Source organism: Vibrio sp. TRT 29B02, assembly GCF_050113655.1.
In the GTDB taxonomy this organism is placed as follows: Bacteria; Pseudomonadota; Gammaproteobacteria; order Enterobacterales; family Vibrionaceae; genus Vibrio.
This window is the reverse complement of the sequence record NZ_JBNJOJ010000061.1, coordinates 1-1438: the sequence shown is the minus strand read 5'-3', so window position 1 is coordinate 1438 and position 1438 is coordinate 1. Positions and strand designations below refer to the sequence as shown.

The window sequence follows — 1438 nt, the reverse complement described above, 5'->3', positions numbered from 1 at the left end:
GGCTAATGCCAGTCAGTTAAGCTGACTGGCTTTCTTTTTATTGGGGTATTTCTTTGCCTTTGGTTTTATTGCTCTCGGATATATCCGCTCTTCTCGTTTAATGGGCAAGACATGATGTATCGCCTCCTCTTGCAAGTGAGTAATGCGCTTAGGGATTGTTCCCGCTGACTCCAACCAGAACCCCAAAATTACGTGAATGATAGAGTGAGCACACGTTGTGAAGCTCAGTTGGTTGGGGTAGATGCCAGGCACTGCTCTAGCCATGTTAACCATCTGATATCTAATAATGTTATAGCTAAGCAATAAGCCCCATAGTTCTTGTTTTACCATCTCTGGCTTCTTACTTCTCAGTGTGAACTCGTTGTTCAGAAGTGAAGACTTCATTTCCCGATATCCAACTTCGATTTCCCATCTATGACTGTAAAGCTCTGCTATTTCCGCTGGCGGATAACGACGATGATCAGTCATCGAGGTCAAGATATTCACTTCTTTCCCTTTGATAGTTTTCTTTATCAGGCGAACTTCGATGGTTTCAGGTAGTGACGGGGACTTCTTTCTCGCTTGAGGCGCTGTCTTGAGTTCGACAATCCGATCATTGCGACCCAGCTTTCTGACTTCAGTAAATTGGGTATTCTTGCGCATTGGCATTAGCCAATGCCTTTCAGTTCCTGTATTTGCCCAGCGATGAAGAAGACTAAGAGAGTAAAAGCCTCTGTCGAACATTGTGAGGCTGTAGTCTGGTGTTGTTTCAATCAACTGTTCCGCCAATATCATCTCACTGGTTTTGTAACTAGCGAAAGCACTGGCGACCAGCATGTGACTGGTCAACTCCATCTGGCAAACCATACGCACCTGAGGAAAGCTACCTTCACTATTCTGATTTGACGCAGATTGAAACGCATCGCGGTTTTCCTTGGTGTCTGGCGTTCGCCATACCACGCCATCGACAGCGAGGAGTTTTAATCCACACCAAGTCGGATGGTCAGCTGTTTCATTCCATAAGCTCTGGCTTTGATGGAATACTTCTTTCATGGCATCAGCCCCGAGCCGTTGTCTCGCTTGAACGATAGCACTAGGGGCAACCAGACTTCGTTTCCCAGGCAACATTAATTGCGCTTTGGAGACAATTGACCACAAAGGCTCTTGTCGGTAAAGCGACATAGCAACGACCGCCCAAACGGCCATGTCGAGAGGGATACGACGTTTACGAATAGTCGCCACACCAGAAGCTTCTAAGCATTGGTTGATGAAATCAGGGCAAAGAATGTCACTGAGTTTTCCAAGTTGTTCAGTATTGGGGGCATAACGATTGGCGAGTGTTAGGGCTGTAGTTAATTGCAAAATAAAAGGCTCAAAGTTATAGAAACTTAGAGCCTTTATAAGCCATCTGCAGGATCGTTCAACCGATCATTTATCTCTTAACTGATCGGCATTAGCC

1 protein-coding gene is annotated in these 1438 nt (G+C 45.6%); it reads right to left on the bottom strand.

The features are described from left to right. Positions 1-12 precede the first annotated feature (12 nt). The gene (locus ACQEXT_RS21140; protein WP_331418846.1) at positions 13-1341 is read right to left on the bottom strand and encodes an IS4 family transposase; all 1329 of its coding nucleotides are present in this window, start codon (positions 1339-1341) and stop codon (positions 13-15) included. Between the last annotated feature and the right edge of the window lie 97 nt (positions 1342-1438).